The sequence below is a fragment of the Pelomonas sp. Root1217 genome, assembly GCF_001425705.1.
GTDB lineage: Bacteria > Pseudomonadota > Gammaproteobacteria > Burkholderiales > Burkholderiaceae_C > Pelomonas.
In genome coordinates this window covers 1-15,371 of record NZ_LMDC01000028.1, presented here as the reverse complement: position 1 = coordinate 15,371, position 15,371 = coordinate 1, and the positions used below count along the sequence as shown (strand labels likewise).

Genomic DNA, 15,371 nt, shown 5'->3' with positions numbered 1-15,371 from the left:
CAGACGAAGTTGTGCCAGTAGCACACGGCAAAGCGCAGGTGGTCCTCCATGCGCTGGCCCAGGACGATGCGGTCCTTGTCGTAGTGCTTGAAGGCCAGGTCATTGGGGCTTTCGGCGCCCTCGAAGCGGATGGGAGCGATGTGCTGGAAGTAGCTCATAGGTCGTAAAAAGTAAGGCGCCGCTCGCGCGGCCGTACAGGTCGTGGTGGAGTTAGCCGCGTCGGCGGTTGTAGACATCGATGAACACGGCGGCCAACAGCACGCAGCCCTTGATGACCTGCTGGTAGTCGATGCCGATACCGAGGATGGACATGCCGTTGTTCATGACGCCCATGACAAAAGCGCCGATCACAGCACCCATCACCTTGCCGACGCCGCCCGAGGCCGACGCGCCGCCGATGAAGCAGGCGGCGATGACGTCCAGTTCGAAGCCCAGGCCGGCCTTGGGCGTGGCCGTGTTGAGGCGAGCCGCGAAGATCAGGCCCGCCAGGGCTGCCAGGACGCCCATGTTGACGAAGGTCAGGAAGGTCAGCCGCTCGGTGCGGATGCCGGACAGGCGGGCCGCCTTCTCGTTGCCACCCAAGGCATAGATGCGCCGGCCCAGCGTGGTGCGGGAGGTGACGAAGTCATAGGCGATGGCCAGCACGGTCATGATGATCAGCACGGTCGGCATGCCCTTGTACGAGGCCATCAGCCAGGCCAGGCCGATGAGTGCCGCAGCGAATGCGGCCTGGCGAAGGGCGAACACCAGGCCCGGCTCGACCGCCATCTCATGCTTGATCGCATGCCTGCGGCCAAGCCAGCCAGTGACCAGCAGCAGGCCGGCCGCGCCCACGCCCACGAGAAGTGACGTGAGACGCAGCTCCTCGCCTTGCAGCGGGTCGGGGATGAAGCCCGAGGCCAGCAACTGGAAGCTGTCGGGGAACGGGCCCACGGACTGCCCTTGCAGCAGTGTCAACGCCAAACCCTTGAAGACCAGCATGCCGGCCAGCGTGACGATGAAGGACGGCACCTTGAACCAGGCGATGAACCAGCCCTGTACCGCGCCGATGACGGCGCCGGCGGCGAGGCAGGCCAGCGTTGCAGGCACCACGGGCCACTCATATTCGACGAGCAGCACGGCGGCCAAGGCGCCGACAAAGCCGCAGACGGAGCCGACGGACAGGTCGATGTGACCCGTGACGATGACCAACAGCATGCCCAGCGCCATCACGATGATGTAGCTGTTCTGCAGCACCAGGTTGGTCAGGTTCAGGGGCTGTAACAGCGTGCCGTCGGTGGCGTACTGGAAGAAGGCGACGATGAGCACCAGGGACAGCAACATGCCGTACTCGCGCAGGTGCTGCTTGATGAATTGACCGATGGACGGGGCAGGGGAGTTCATGGGATCAGACAGGGTTGGCGCTGACGATGGCGCGCATGATTCGTTCTTGCGTGGCCTCGGCGGCAGAGAGTTCGGCCACGATCCGGCCTTCGTTCATGACGTACAGGCGGTCGCACATGCCCAGCAGTTCGGGCATCTCCGACGAGATCATCAGGACCGCCATGCCCTCCTCGGCGAGCTTGGCGATCAGGGAATAGATCTCGAACTTGGCGCCGACATCGATGCCGCGGGTCGGCTCGTCGAGGATCAGCACCTTGGGCTCGGTGAAGAGCCACTTGGCAAGGACGACCTTTTGCTGGTTGCCGCCTGACAGGTGCGACACCGATTGCGCGATGCCGGAGCAACGCGTGGCCAGGCGCTGGCGGTAGGTGGTGGCGACCGCGTGTTCAAGGCCGTCGTCGATGACCCCGCGGCGCGCCACGCCACGCAGATGAGCGAGGCTGGTGTTGCGGGCGATGCTGTCGTCCAGGATCAGGCCCAGGCCCTTGCGGTCTTCGGTGACATAGGCCAGGCCCGCAGCGATGGCGCGCGGGACGGTGGACACGTCGACCGTCTGGCCATCGACCTGCGCGACGCCGCGAATGCCGGTGCCCCAGGAATGGCCGAAGGCGCTCATGGCCAGCTCGGTGCGGCCGGCGCCCATCAGGCCCGCGATGCCGACAATCTCGCCGCGGCGCACAGTGAGGTTGACATCGTGCACGGCCTTGCGGTCGGGGTGCTCGGGGTGGCGTGCCGACCAGTTTTGCAGCTCGAAGCGCACGGCACCGGGGCCGAACTTGCGCTTGGGGTAGCGGTCAGCCATCTCCCGACCGACCATGGCGCGGATGATCACGTCCTCATTGGCCGGATGCTCGCGGCAGTCGATCGTCGTGATGCTGCGGCCGTCGCGCAGCACGGTGACGGCGTCGGCAACGTGCGCCACTTCATTGAGCTTGTGGGAGATGAGGATGCAGGCAATGCCGCGCGCCTTCAGCTGCAGCAGCAGCTCCAGCAGCGCCTTGCTGTCGCGCTCGTTCAGGCTGGCGGTGGGCTCGTCGAGGATGAGCAGCCGCACGTCCTTGGCGAGGGCCTTGGCGATTTCCACCAACTGCTGCTTGCCCACACCGAGGTCGCCGATGAGGGTGTCGGGCGTTTCGGCCAGGCCCACCTTGGCCAGCAGCTCGCGGGCGCGCACATGCGCAGCAGCCCGGTCGATGATGCCGAAGCGGGCCGGTTCATGGCCGAGGAAGATGTTCTCGGCGATGGACAACAGCGGCACCAGCGCCAGCTCCTGGTGGATGATGATGACGCCGGCGCGCTCGCTGTCGGCAATGCCGGTGAAGCGGCGTTCCTGCCCGTCGAAGACGATCGCGCCCTCGTATTCCGGGTGGGGATAGACGCCGGACAGCACCTTCATCAGCGTGGATTTGCCGGCACCGTTCTCGCCACAGACGGCATGGATCTCGCCTGGCTGCACGCGCAACTGCACGTCCTGCAGTGCCGTGACGCCCTGGAACCGCTTGGTGATGCCGCGCATCTCGAGGATGGCGTCGGGAGGAGAAGGTTCTTGCATGGCTGCGCTGCCGGCGCCCGTTGCACCGGCGCGGTTCTGCACTTCGGTGGCGATCACTTCACTTGCGAGGCTTTGTAGTAACCACTGTCCACGAGCACTGGCTTCCAGTTGCTCGCGTCCACGGCCACCGGCTTGAGCAGATAGCTCGGCACGACCTTGACGCCGTTGTTGTAGGTCTTGGTGTCGTTCACCTCGGGCGTCTTCCCGGTCAGCACGGCGTCGACAAGGTTGACGGTGACGCGCGCCAGTTCACGCGTGTCCTTGAAGACGGTGGACGACTGGTCGCCGCGCAGGATGGCCTTGACCGAGGGCAGGTCGGCGTCCTGGCCGGTGATCACTGGCATTGGCAGCTTGGGCGTGCCGTAGCCCAGGCCCTTGAGCGATGAGATGATGCCGATGGACAGCACGTCCGCCGGCGCCAGCACGGCGTGCAGCCTTTCCTTCGTGTAGAAGGCCGACATCAGGTTGTCCATGCGCGACTGCGCGGCCGAGCCATCCCAGCGCAGGATGCCGACCTTCATCGCGCCGGTCTGCTTGCTGCGGATGACGAGCTTGCCGCTGTCCAGGTAGGGCTTGAGCACGCTCATCGCGCCGTCGTAGAAGAAGCCCGAGTTGTTGTCGTCGGGCGAGCCGGCGAACACCTCGATGTTGAAGGGGCCCTTGCCCTCCTTCAGGCCGAGCTTGTCGATGATGGAGTTGCCCTGCAGCACCCCGACCTGGAAGTTGTCGAAGGTGGTGTAGTAGTCGATGTACTTGGTACCGCGCAGCAGGCGGTCGTAGGCAACGATCTTGACACCCTTGTCCGCGGCCTTCTGAAGCACGCCGGAGAGGGTGCTGCCGTCGATGGAGGCGACCACCAGTGCCTTGACGCCCTTGGTGACCATGTTCTCGATCTGCGCCAGCTGGTTGGGAATGTCGTCGTCCGCGTATTGCAAGTCGGCGCGGTAGCCCTTTTCCTTGAACACCTTGACCATGTTTTCGCCATCGGCAATCCAGCGCGGCGAGGTCTTGGTGGGCATGGAGATGCCGATCAAGCCCTTCTCCTGGGCCGTAGCCACACCACTGAACATCAAGGCTGCGGCCATGGCGGCGGCGAGCCGAATGATTTGTTGACGACGCATCGTCTTGTCTCCTGTAGATGGAATCGCTGATCCGGCTGTCCCGCCGTTTCAGATGATTGGACGTTAAATCATTCTAGTTTGATCGATGGACGAATTAAAGAGCCGCGTGCCTCAAGCGGACCAGCGTTTTCCCTGATAAGCCGTCCATCAGCCAGGCGCGATGGACTGCGGCAGGGGGACGTGGCGGGGCCGGAAACGACGAGCGCCGTCAGGGGCGCAACGAGGTGGCGTCTTGTCCGGGGAAGTCGGCCGGCAGCTGGGCCTCGGGATCGCGTCCCGCCAGCCATTTCAACGCACGCGGCATGACGGTCTGGAAGGCGGCGCAGCGCATGCCCGGCGATGCGCCCTGGCCGAACCAGACATGCCCGTAGGCGGACACGAAGACGCGGCCCCGGCCGTACCTCACGGTCCATTCGACGGGGAACTGCCGGCCGTCCACGCCGTCGTGTGCATAGGCGATCACGTCGACGTTGCGGGCCGGGCCGCGGGCGTAACGGTAGACCTCCATGTCGGCGGCTCGCCAGCTGCGCGGCAGGCCGGCATGGATGGGATGCTGGCCGCGTTGGTGCACGAGCGCATCGGTGCGGTCGCCGTGCCAGGTGTCGTCGCCATCACCGGCCGGTACGGTCTGCAGTGTCTCGTCCTCGCGCACCAGCAGCGCCGAGCCGAAGTGCTTGTCGCGCCAGCCCAGGCCGATCATCTCGTTGTACTGCGGCCACTCGGCGAAGGCGTTGTTCGCCTCGTGGTAGACGTAGAAGCCGCCACCGCCGCGCACGAAGGCCTCGAAGGCGCGCTGCACTTCGGCCGGCCAGCCCGGCTTGCCGCCGAGGTTGTTGTAGCCCGACAGCACCACGTCGTAGTGCGTGAAGTCGGGCCGCCAGCGCGCCCAGGCGGCGGGGTCGCTTGCATCCGGTGGCGTGATGGACACGTCCACCTCGAACGCGCCGTCGCGGGCGAGGATCTCGCGCACCAGCTCCAGCCGGCGTGGCCAGTCGTGGTTGCTGATGCCCTCGATGATGAGCACTCGGATGCGCGGGGCTTCGGCGGCGCGCGTCAGCAGTGGCAGGCCGGCCGCTGCCAAGGCCAGTGCGGTGAACAGGAAGGTCCTGCGGTCACGTCCCATGGATGCACCCGATGGCCGCGCTAGAAGCGGTCGAAGAAGGCCTTGGTCTCGGCTGCCGAGAAGCCGGGCGGCCAATGCCCGCCGGTCGCGTGGCCGCACCAGACGACCGGCTTGCCCGCGCTGCAGCCCTGGTACTCCACGCAGCCGTTGTTGCCGATGGGCTTGGTGGTGGCGCTACAGCTGTTGCGGGCCAGGAAGGTGTTGCGTGCTTCCTCGCCGGCGGAGTAGGGCACGACGTTGTCATCCATGGCGTGGTCGAAGATGGCGGCGACGCGATGCGCCGAGCTGCCGCATCCACTCCACAGCGAGCCGGACAGCGGGGCGATGGCTCGCACCACGTCACCCATCTGGCAGCCGATGGCGTTGGACATCATGCCGCCGAAGCTGAAGCCGGTGGCGAACACCCGTTGCGGGTCGGTGCACACGCCTTGCTGGACCTGGCTGATCATGCTGCGCATGAAGCGGATGTCGCGGTCGCCGTCGTTAGCCCAGCCAGCATCCAGGCCTTGCGGGGCGATGAAGATGGCATTGTCGCCGTACAGCGGCTTCAGCCCGAAGAAACCGCCCCAGGTATAGACATCGTTGGCACTCCCGCCACGCCAGTGCAGGCCGATGACGACGGGATAGGTCTTGTTGCGGTCGTAGCCGGCCGGCATCTCGATCCAGTAGCTGCGCTGGACGTTGTCCGACGTGATCGACTGGAGGCCGGTGCTGAACTTGGCCGTGATGCCGCAGCCGGCGCTGCCGGTCGCGACGGGTGCCGGGGGTGGTGGCGTGGGCGTGGGCGTCGAGGAACTCTCGGACGCCGAGCCACCGCCGCAGGCGGCGAGCGCGCAGAGGAGCAGGAAGGCGCCCAGCACCCGCCGCGCCACCGTCGAATGCAGCCGCCTCATGGCTTGACGGGCTCCACCGTCACCAGCGCGATGTCGTTGCTGCGCATGGTCAGCTTCCACTGCAGCTTGCCGTCCTTGCCGACCTTGACGATGCGGTCCGCCTCGGGCTGGTCCTCGGTGAGGCTTTGCAGCTGGGCCAACTGTTCGGCGCTCAGGTCCTTGGGCGCTCCCATTTCGAGGTAGGCGGTGTAGGCGTCATTGACCTTGTGGCCGGTGCGGCGCACCAGCACGCGGTAGTTGCCGGCGCTGACGTTGCGCAGGTTCAGCGTGACGGCGGGTGCCGGGCCGTTCGGCACCGGCTTGCCGAAGAAGACGCCGTTGCTGTTCTTCTTCTGGTCCGGATGCTGCCAGTCCCAGATCACCACGGCGGCCTTGCCGCCATCCACGGCAGCCAGCACCTTGTCGTCCTTGCTGGGCACCTCCTTGCCGCGCAAGGCGTTGAGGTATTTGTAGGCGAACCAAGCCGGCTTGCGCACGCCGTCGCGCGTCATCAGGCCGAAGCCGCCATGGAAGGCGCGGTCCGGCGGGCCCGGCTCCTCGAACAGGTCGCTGTAGGTCCAGTAGCTCATCGCCTGCGCGTAGCCGCGTGTGCCGCGCAGCTTGGTCAGGATCCACGGTGCGCTGATGTAGCTGTCATGCACCTTGTCGCGCGGGTTGTAGCTGGTGCTCCACTCTGTGATGTACAGCGGGATGCCGGGGAAGGCCGAGGCCTCGATCTCGCTGCGGTTGCGACGCACGTCGCCAATGATGGAGTTGGCGTCGGGGGCCAGGATGCGGTCGGACTGGCCGTATTCGTCGAGGAAGCCCTCGGTCACGCCGTAGGTGTGGGTGGTGACGAAGTCCACCGGCACGCCTTGCTGCTTGGCATAGGCCAGCAGCTCCGGTACCCAGGCCGCGCCGGCAGTGGACGGGCCACCCACCTTCAGCGCCGGATCAACCTTCTTGAGGGTACGCGCCGTGTTGGCGTAGAGCTCGAAGTAGGCCTTCTGGTCGGCCTTCTCCCAGAAGCCGTCCAGGTTGGGTTCGTTCCAGACCTCGAACGGCCACTTGCGCACTTCTTCAGCGCCATAGCGCTGGATCAGATGGCGCGCGAAGGCATCGATCAGTTCGGCCCAGGGCCCCGGCTGCGGGTGCGAGGTGTTGCCCTTCCAGTGGAAGATGGTGAGATTGGAGGTCGTCATCACCTTGGGTGAGAAACCCAGTTCGATGAAGGGCTTGATGCCCATGGCCAGCAGGCGGTCGTAGAGCTTGTCGATGCCGGTCCAGTCGAACACCAGCTTGTCGCCTTCCTTCTTCACGGTGCCATAGACGTCGTGGAAGACGTCGTGGAAGCGCACGGAGCGAAAGCCCAGCTCATCGACGGCGGTCTTGAGCTGCGCCAGGTTCTCCGGCCGACCCGTGGTGCCGACATAGTCGGAGCCGACCGCCAGATCGAAGAAGCGATCGACCGGCGCCTTCGCGGCGGCGATGTCAAGGTCGACCTTGCGTTCGGCCGGGCCGGCGGCGCCCGCCTGGGCGCACAGGCTCAGCGCCAGCACGGCGGCGGAGAGGGAAGTCAGTCGTTTGATCATTTGTGTCTCGTTGTGGTGATGGCGCTCTGAGGACGCTGTTGGAAATTCCGCCGGCCGTTGATCAGGGCAGGGCCGAAGCGGGTGTCAGCGCCTGCAGGGCGGCCGACACATAGACGAGCGGCGCGTTCCAGTTGATCGCGATCTCGTTGGTGGTGAAGCTGCAGAAGTCGTCCAGGTAGGCCTTGGCCGGCGCCTGCGAGGGATAGGGCGCCTTGCAGTCGTTGCCGCCGGGGCGCGAGCCGCCGACGATCATTCCGGGCACGGGTGGATGCTGCGCAGCGGCGCCGCTGGGGCGGTGATGGGGATGCAGCGGCGAGCGCGTGCCAAAGCCGGTGACCATGGCGTAGCCCGACGGATGGCGGCCGAGCACGAAGTCCAGCGCGGCCTGCGCGGCGTCGAGGTGTTGGGGCTTGCCGGTGAGACGGTAGCCCTGCACCAGCATCAGCGCCTGGTTCAGCGCGACGGCATTGCTGCCCCACTCGAAGTCCTGCTGCTGCATGGCCAGCCGATAAGGCGACTGCACCCAACGCTGGGCCAGCGTTTCGGCGCTGCCGAGGAGCTGTCGCTCGATGAGCTGGCGGTCGGCAGCGGGTGTCAGGCGGTCGCGGTGGTGGGCGAGGCTGATCCAGGCCAGCGCGCCGACGCTGGCCCATCCCGGTGGTTCCATCTTCGGCAGGGGCTGCGGCAGGGCTCGCCAGAAAGCGTCATCGCGCGTCGTGATGTACAGCTCGGCCGCAGCCCAGGTGAATTCGTCGGCCAGGCGGTTGTCGTCATAGCCGCCGGTGTGAATGTCAGCCGGCTGCTGGAAATAGACCGCCGGGTGCTTGCCGGCCCATGCCCAGGCGCGGTGGGCCGCAGCCAGCATGCGCCCCGACAGCCCCGGGCGCTGCGCCTCAAAAGCCGCGAAGACGCGGCTGGCCTGTGCCATCACCGCCGCGAAGTCCAGCGTGGCTGCCGTCGTCTTCATGACGACGTAGCGTTCGCTGCGCGCCTCGTGCGGCATGACGATGCCGTCAAAGCCCTTGTTGGTGAGCTTGTGATAGACGCCGCCGTCCGCCGGGTCCTGCATGGCGAGCATCCAGTCCAGGTTCCACAGCACCTCGTTGAGCAGGTCGGGCAGGCCGTTGCCGCTTTCGGGAATGTTGAGGTCCTGCGCCTTGAAGTGTTGCGGGAAATGCTCCCAGGCGGCCAGCAGCGTGTAGACGGTGACGCCGGAGTTGACGATGTATTTGTTGTAGTCGCCGGCGTCGTACCAGCCCTTGGGGGCGCTGAGGATCGCGCCTGCCGGCCGGCCCGGTCCGGCCGCCGAGGGATGCACGAGGACGTGGTTGTCCGGATGGCCGGCGGGGCGCGCCCAGACGCCGGCATGGACCGGGTCCAGCGCAACGCTGGCGCGGTTGAAGTAGAAGAACTTGATGGCCGCGGTGTTGAGCGCCGCATAGGCGTCTGCGGCGATGTCGAAGGGCGCCGACGGCGGCAGGCCGGCCACCTGCAGGCGATAGCGCCCCGGTTGTCGCAGGCCGGAGAAGTCGGCCAGGCGCAGGGTCTCCTGCGCCGGCTCCCAGTGCCGTGCCGGGCCGAGAGGCCCGCTCCAGGCTTCCTGGCCGGTGGCCGCGTCGACGATGGCGAAGCTGTTGGCCGGCACGTCGCGCACCGCGGCCCATTTCGCGCCGCCGGGCAGGTAGCCGATCTGGTTCAGCTGGACGGCGGTGGTGTCGGGTCCGGTGCTGGCGGTCGATGCCGGCGGGGTGCTGCAGCCGGTCAGGCCCAGGCCCAGGCCGCTGGCCGCGGCGAGCGCGACGAAGGAGCGGCGCGGGATGGCGTTCAAGGTTGGATGTCCCATTCGATGCTGTCGGTGGCGCCGCGCTCATCGCGCACGCGCAGGGTGGTGCGGCCCGGCGCCAATGGCACCGCGGGCCAGGTAGCGATGCGGTCGACGACGGGCACGGTGCCCATCGGCTTGCCATTCACTTCCAGGCTGGCCTGGCGGCCGTTGCTGTAGGCCTTCACGGCCACGGTGCCCGCGGGCCGCGGGCTGGCGCGGCGGTTGGCCAGGTGCAGCACGGGCTCGCGCTGCCACCAGGCCTGCCACAGCAAGAAGGCGTCCTTGCGGAAGTGCCGGTCGTAGGTGACGAGACCCTTGTCGTTGATGCCAGGGGCGTCGCCTTCGTTGCGGCCGGCGGAGGCGTGGTCGAAGCCCAGCCAGACGAAATGACCCCACAGGAAGGGGCGCGCCGAGAGCTGGCGGGCATAGGCCTCGTGGAAGAGAGCCTGGTACTGCTCGGGGTGCCAGCGCGCGCCCGGCTGCGGCCGTTTCGGCGGGTCTTCCTGCTGCAGCACGCTGGCGCCGGCGCCGTATTCGCCCAGGCCGATGGGCTTGGCCGGCAGCTTGGCATGCAGGCGGTCGGCCCAGGGGCCGATGTCGGTGAACTCGCCGTCGTACCAACCCCAATAGCGGTTGTAGGAAGCGAGGTCGGTCTGCAGCGCCATGGGATGGTCGTCCGGCGCGCAGCAGTGCGCATAGGTGGTCAGGCGTGCCGGGTCCTCCTGTTTGGCCAGGCGGTGCAGCTCACCGAGCAGGTCGCGGATGGCGTCGTCGGAGCGGTAGACCTCATTGCCCACGCCCCAGACGGCAACCGATGCGTGGTGGCGGTTCTGGCGCACCAGCTCGCGCAGTTGCTGGAAGAGGTTGTCGCGGAAAGCCGGCGCCTCGCTCATCGCCGCATTGAGCGGGATCTCGGTCCACAGCACCAGGCCGAGTTCGTCAGCGCGTTCGTAGACGCGCGGTGGGTGCTGGTAGTGCACCAGCCGCAGCCCGGTGACACCGAGTTCCATCAGGATGCGCAGGTCCTCATCGACCTCGGCATCGCCCACGGCCACGCCGTGGCCGGGGCGCCCGGGGTGGAAGTAGTTGACGCCATGCAGCGGATAGGGCTTGCCGTTGAGCAGGAAGCCGCGCTGCGGGTCAACGGCAACCTGGCGCAGGCCCAGCGGCAGCAGCACGTTGTCGCGCACGCTGGTGCCCTGGAGCAGTTCGGCGCTCAGGCGGTAGAGGTAAGGGTCGAACACGCCTTGCCACAGGTGCGGCTTGGCGAGGTTCAGCTGCACGCTTGCGGCGTGGGCTGCGCTGGCCGGCAGCTCCACCGCCTGGCTCTGCTGCAGCACGGTGCGGCCCGCGGCGTCGCGCAGTGTCAGACGCAGCAGGCGCCGGGCGGGCAGGGCGCCGTCGTTGCGCAGCTGCACGCGCACCTTCAGCTGTGCGGCGGCAGAGGTCAGGGCCTCGGTGTCGACCTGCACGCCAGGGCCGCCGTGATCGAGCAGCTCGATGTGAGCGTCGTCGGTCTCGATCAAGCGCACCGGCCGTACGAGGCCGCCGAAGACGGTGAAGTCGCCGCCCAGCGGCGCCACCTGCGGCAGCGTGCCGTTGTCTACGCGCACGGCAAGCAGGTTGCGGCCGGGGCGGAGCAGGTTCGTGATGTCGAAGCGAAAGCGCGCATAGCCGCCGTCGTGGCGGCCGGCGCGCTGGCCATTGACCCAGACCTCGGCGGCCATCGTGGCGGCGTCAAACTCCAGGAACTGGCGCCGGCCCGCGGCTGCGGCCGGGCGCTGCAGGACGCGCCGGTACCAGGCGGCGCCGCGGTAGTAGGCGCCGCCCGCTTCGCCGTCGACGGCATTGAAGCTGTGCGGCAAGACGACCCGCGCCCAGGTGGAATCATCCAGCTCGGCCGCCGTCTTGGCGTCTCCAGCCTGGAAGCGCCAAGGCCCATCAAGCAGAAGCTGTTGACGCTGCGCCATCACGGGCATGGCTGTCAACATCACCGCCAAGGCCAGTGACAGCTGCTGCATTGCCCGCCCCAACAGGGCGTGCCGAATTCTTCGAGACTTCGTCATGGGGTTCTCTGCAAGGGCCGGTCGGGCCGGCTCAGGATGTCTATGGCAGCACCCATTCGATGCCGATCCGGCGCGTGGCCGTTCCATCGCGCAGCTGTGCCGGCTCTGGAGCGCTGGCCGGTGTGGCGAGCGCTCGGGTCAGGCTGGCGTCATCCAGCTCGCGCTCCATCGCCAGGGCGGGCAGGCCTTCCGTGCCTGCGGCCGTGACTTCACGGCGCTGAATGAACGAGCGCACGATCTTGCCGGTGGCGTCGATGTCCTGCTCCACCACCACCCGGCCGGCGATCTGGGCGTGTAACGCAAACAGCGGATAGCCGTTCGCGTCGTTCGCACCCGGCCCGTTGCGCGGGATCTCAGGAGACAGGTAGGTGGCCGAACCCACCGCCATCGCGGTGCGCCAGGCGTGCAGGGCCTGCAGCGGCACCATGCGCTTGGTGCGCACCTGCTCCTGGCTCCACCAGCGCAGCAGCTCGCAACGTGTGGCGGGCGTCTGTTGGGCGAGCCTCCAGCCCGGCGCGTGCAACGCGGCAGCCAGTTCAGGGGCGAGACCGGGCGTTCCAGGCTTCAGAGCCGGGAGGGCGGCCAGCAGCGTGTCTTCCAACGTGCGGTCAACCGGCGGCGGTGTCTGGCGCTGTGCCTGCCCCCAGCGCGCCAGGCGTGCGGCCTCACCTTGCCAGGCAGCATCGCGCTGCTCGGCGGGCAGGGCTTCAATGAGCTGGGCAGCCTGGGCGGCCGGCTCCGTCTGGTCAAGGCGCTGGCACACCGCCGGGGCCTTGAGGGCCGCGATCCAGATCGTGTCGCTGGCATGCGGCGTGGCATCGGCCTGCCACAGCGCCACTTCGTTGAGCACGCGGGCCGACAGTTGCAGCGCCACGCGCTCGACGTCGGTGGTCTTCTTGGCCGTCCCTGTGGCAACACGCGCGATGACCTGGTCCTGCCAGGCGGGCCACGCGGCCGCGGCGCGATCACGCTGCGCCTTCAGCACGGCTTCGGCCAAGCCCCGGTTGTCAGTGGCCAGCTTCAGCGTGTCAGGCAGCTGCAGGAGCCGATTCAGCAGCAGGCGCGGCTGGTCCAGCGTTGCCTGGTTCTGGGCGAGTGCCGCGCGCAGCTTGCGGTTGGCTTCGGACTCGCTGCGGATCTTTTCCTTCTCGTACAGCTGCTCGGCTTCGCGCTTGAGAACGGCGTCCCCTTCCTCCTGCGTCTTGTTGATCGCCTTCCAGACGTCGGTTGGGCTCGCAGCCGGGGGAGCGCCCTGGGCTGTTGCGGTCAACGGTGTTGAAAGCGCAGCCAGCAGTGCCAGCGTGACCGCAACGGTGGTGGTTGGCAGATCCCGGCTCATTCGATGGTCCATTGCAAGGTCTCGCCTTGGGCCTGCACAGCACTGCGCTGGCCATCCACCTCCAACGCCCAGTCCCGCAGCGCACCTTCGCTGACCTGCGCTGTGTACTGCCCGCCCTGGCGGCTGACCGCGCCACGCGCCGCAACGCTGCCGTCCGAGCCCACGACCGTGAAGGCCGCGCTCGCGCCGTCATCCAGCTCGAACACGCGCAGCACCGTGCCACGGGTGTAGTCGTAGTCCGGCTTCTCGGTCTCGGCGCCCCAGGCGATGACGCTGTTCGGTGCGGCGTANCAGCTCGAACACGCGCAGCACCGTGCCACGGGTGTAGTCGTAGTCCGGCTTCTCGGTCTCGGCGCCCCAGGCGATGACGCTGTTCGGTGCGGCGTACAGCGGCATGGACAGGAAGCCATGCGTCTCGCGATGCCAGCGGCCGCCTTCGCGTTTCTCGCCGCTSAGCAGATGCGTCCAYTTGCCTTCKGGRAGGTAGAARTCCACCTCSCCGCTCTCCGTGAACACCGGCGCGACGAGCAATGCTTCGCCGAGCTGGTACTGCCGGTCCAGCGTCGCGCAGGCCGGGTCCTGCGGGTGCTCCATCAGCATGGCGCGCATCAGCGGCACGCCCGTCTGTGTCGCCTCGTGCGCCTTGGCGTACAGATACGGCATGAGCTGGTGCTTGAGCCGCGTGAATNGGGGCTGATCTGGCCGCGCTCGGTGGCGAAGCCGGCGCGGAACTCGTTGGGCCGGGTCCTGCGGGTGCTCCATCAGCATGGCGCGCATCAGCGGCACGCCCGTCTGTGTCGCCTCGTGCGCCTTGGCGTACAGATACGGCATGAGCTGGTGCTTGAGCCGCGTGAAKRCGCGCAGCACGTCGCAGCTCTCTTCGTCCACGAGCCATGGCACCCGGTAGCTGCTGCTGCCRTGCAGGCGGCTGTGCGAGGACATCAGSCCGAACTGGATCCAGCGCTTGTAGACGGCCGGCGGCGGGTTGCCCTCGAAGCCGCCGATGTCGTGGCTCCAGAAGGCRAAGCCGCAACTCGTSAGCGACAGGCCGCCTCKSAGGCTCTCGGCCATGGAYTCRAASGTGCTCCAGCAGTCACCSCCCCAGTGCACCGGGAAGCGCTGGCCSGAGGCGTAGGTGGAGCGGGCGAAGACGATGGCGTCGGGGCCCTGCACTTCTTCCAGCAGCTCGAAGACGGCYTGGTTGTATTGCAGCGCGTASAGGTTGTGCATCTCGACGGGGTCGGAGCCGTCGAAGTAGGTCACACCTTCGCTGGGGATGCGCTCGCCGAAGTCGGTCTTGAAGCAGTCCGCACCTTGTGCGATCAGGCGACGCARRTGGCYCTGRTACCAGGCCTTGGCGGCCGGGTTCGTGAAGTCCACGATGGCCATGCCGGGCTGCCACTGGTCGGTCTGGAAGGTCARRCCRTTSGTSCGYTTGATGAAGTAGCCGTGCTTGACGCCTTCAGCGAACAGCGGCGACTTCTGCGCCACATAGGGGTTGATCCAGAGGCTGATCTTSAGGCCCTTGGCGTGYAGGCGCTSRAGCATGGCCTCGGGCTCGGGGAAGCCGCGCGGGTCCCAGGCGAAGTCGCACCACTGGAACTCGCGCATCCAGAAGCAGTCRAAGTGAAACACCGCCAGCGGCAGCTCGCGGCGGGCCATCTCGTCGATGAAGTGGGTGGCGGTGGCCTCGTCGTATTGSGTCGTGAACGAGGTCGTCATCCACAGSCCGAAGCTCCAGGCYGGSGGCAGCGGGGCGCGGCCTGTCAGCGCTGTCAGTCGGCCCACGACGTCCTTGGGCGTGGGGCCGGCAATGACGCAGTAGTCCAGGCTCTCGCCTTCGCGGCTGAACTGCACGCGNGCATGGCCTCGGGCTCGGGGAAGCCGCGCGGGTCCCAGGCGAAGTCGCACCACTGGAACTCGCGCATCCAGAAGCAGTCRAAGTGAAACACCGCCAGCGGCAGCTCGCGGCGCGCCATCTCGTCGATGAAGTGGGTGGCGGTGGCCTCGTCGTATTGSGTCGTGAACGAGGTCGTCATCCACAGCCCGAAGCTCCAGGCCGGGGGCAGCGGCGCGCGGCCTGTCAGCGCTGTCAATCGGCCCACGACGTCCTTGGGCGTGGGGCCGGCAATGACGCAGTAGTCCAGGCTCTCGCCTTCGCGGCTGAACTGCACGCGSGCGACCTTCTCCGAGCCGACCTCRAAGGACACCGGGCCGGCCTCGTTGACGAGCACGCCGTAGCCGCGGTTGGTCAAGTAGAAGGGCACGCTCTTGTAGGCCTGCTCGCAGGCSGTGCCGCCGTCCTTGTTGGTGTTCTCGACGATCTGGCCGTTCTTGACCCAGGGSGTGAAGCGCTCGCCCAGGCCGTAGACGTTCTCGCCCACGCCCAGCGACAGCTGSTCGTGSACGTGGYKGCGCACCAGGCCGTCCTTGCCGGCCCACTGGATGWAGCCCAGGCCGCGCCAGTCGCTCTTGGTCAGGATGCGGTCGCCGTCGCG

Annotated in this window: 11 protein-coding genes and 2 pseudogenes; all 13 read right to left on the bottom strand. The window is 67.5% G+C overall.

The window, feature by feature from the left end; translation table 11 throughout:
* Positions 1 to 158: pseudogene (locus ASC95_RS31495) on the bottom strand (xylose isomerase); the annotation flags it as partial.
* 52 nt (positions 159 to 210) lie between these two features.
* Entirely contained in the window at positions 211 to 1,383 is a 1,173-nt protein-coding gene (mmsB, locus tag ASC95_RS20235) for a multiple monosaccharide ABC transporter permease (protein WP_057299531.1), read from the bottom strand.
* A 4-nt stretch (positions 1,384 to 1,387) separates the two neighbouring features.
* On the bottom strand, positions 1,388 to 2,935 hold the full coding sequence (mmsA, locus tag ASC95_RS20230) for a multiple monosaccharide ABC transporter ATP-binding protein (RefSeq protein WP_057300434.1): 1,548 nt from the start codon (positions 2,933 to 2,935) through the stop codon (positions 1,388 to 1,390).
* Between the two features lie 53 nt (positions 2,936 to 2,988).
* Positions 2,989 to 4,020 (bottom strand): multiple monosaccharide ABC transporter substrate-binding protein, encoded by a 1,032-nt coding sequence (gene chvE / locus ASC95_RS20225; RefSeq protein WP_369820640.1) that lies wholly within the window; start codon positions 4,018 to 4,020, stop codon positions 2,989 to 2,991.
* A 244-nt stretch (positions 4,021 to 4,264) separates the two neighbouring features.
* Positions 4,265 to 5,179 carry a ThuA domain-containing protein gene (locus ASC95_RS20220; RefSeq protein ID WP_057299529.1) on the bottom strand — a complete coding sequence of 305 codons (915 nt, stop codon included), beginning with the start codon at positions 5,177 to 5,179 and terminating at the stop codon, positions 4,265 to 4,267.
* Positions 5,180 to 5,199: 20 nt separating this feature from the next.
* Entirely contained in the window at positions 5,200 to 6,072 is an 873-nt protein-coding gene (locus ASC95_RS20215; RefSeq protein WP_057299528.1) for a PHB depolymerase family esterase, read from the bottom strand.
* On the bottom strand, positions 6,069 to 7,643 hold the full coding sequence (locus ASC95_RS20210) for a beta-xylosidase (protein ID WP_057299527.1): 1,575 nt from the start codon (positions 7,641 to 7,643) through the stop codon (positions 6,069 to 6,071). The genes ASC95_RS20215 and ASC95_RS20210 overlap by 4 nt, the downstream gene beginning before the upstream one ends.
* A 61-nt stretch (positions 7,644 to 7,704) precedes the next feature.
* Positions 7,705 to 9,471: a glycoside hydrolase family 9 protein gene (locus ASC95_RS20205; protein ID WP_057299526.1), complete on the bottom strand. Its 1,767-nt coding sequence runs from the start codon at positions 9,469 to 9,471 to the stop codon at positions 7,705 to 7,707.
* The gene (locus ASC95_RS20200; RefSeq protein ID WP_057299525.1) at positions 9,468 to 11,489 is read right to left on the bottom strand and encodes a glycoside hydrolase family 2; all 2,022 of its coding nucleotides are present in this window, start codon (positions 11,487 to 11,489) and stop codon (positions 9,468 to 9,470) included. The genes ASC95_RS20205 and ASC95_RS20200 overlap by 4 nt, the downstream gene beginning before the upstream one ends.
* A gap of 85 nt (positions 11,490 to 11,574) precedes the next feature.
* A complete protein-coding gene (locus ASC95_RS20195) occupies positions 11,575 to 12,873 on the bottom strand; it encodes a hypothetical protein (protein WP_057299524.1) in 1,299 nt (432 codons plus the stop codon).
* 291 nt (positions 12,874 to 13,164) lie between these two features.
* Positions 13,165 to 13,482: pseudogene (locus tag ASC95_RS32590) on the bottom strand (alpha-xylosidase); the annotation flags it as partial.
* Between the two features lie 80 nt (positions 13,483 to 13,562).
* The coding region (yicI, locus tag ASC95_RS32585; protein ID WP_369820628.1) for an alpha-xylosidase at positions 13,563 to 14,730 on the bottom strand (1,168 nt) is incomplete at its 3' end.
* 4 nt (positions 14,731 to 14,734) lie between these two features.
* Positions 14,735 to 15,293: TIM-barrel domain-containing protein (locus ASC95_RS32580; protein WP_369820639.1), on the bottom strand; the 559-nt coding region annotated here is incomplete at its 3' end.
* Positions 15,294 to 15,371: the final 78 nt, after the last annotated feature.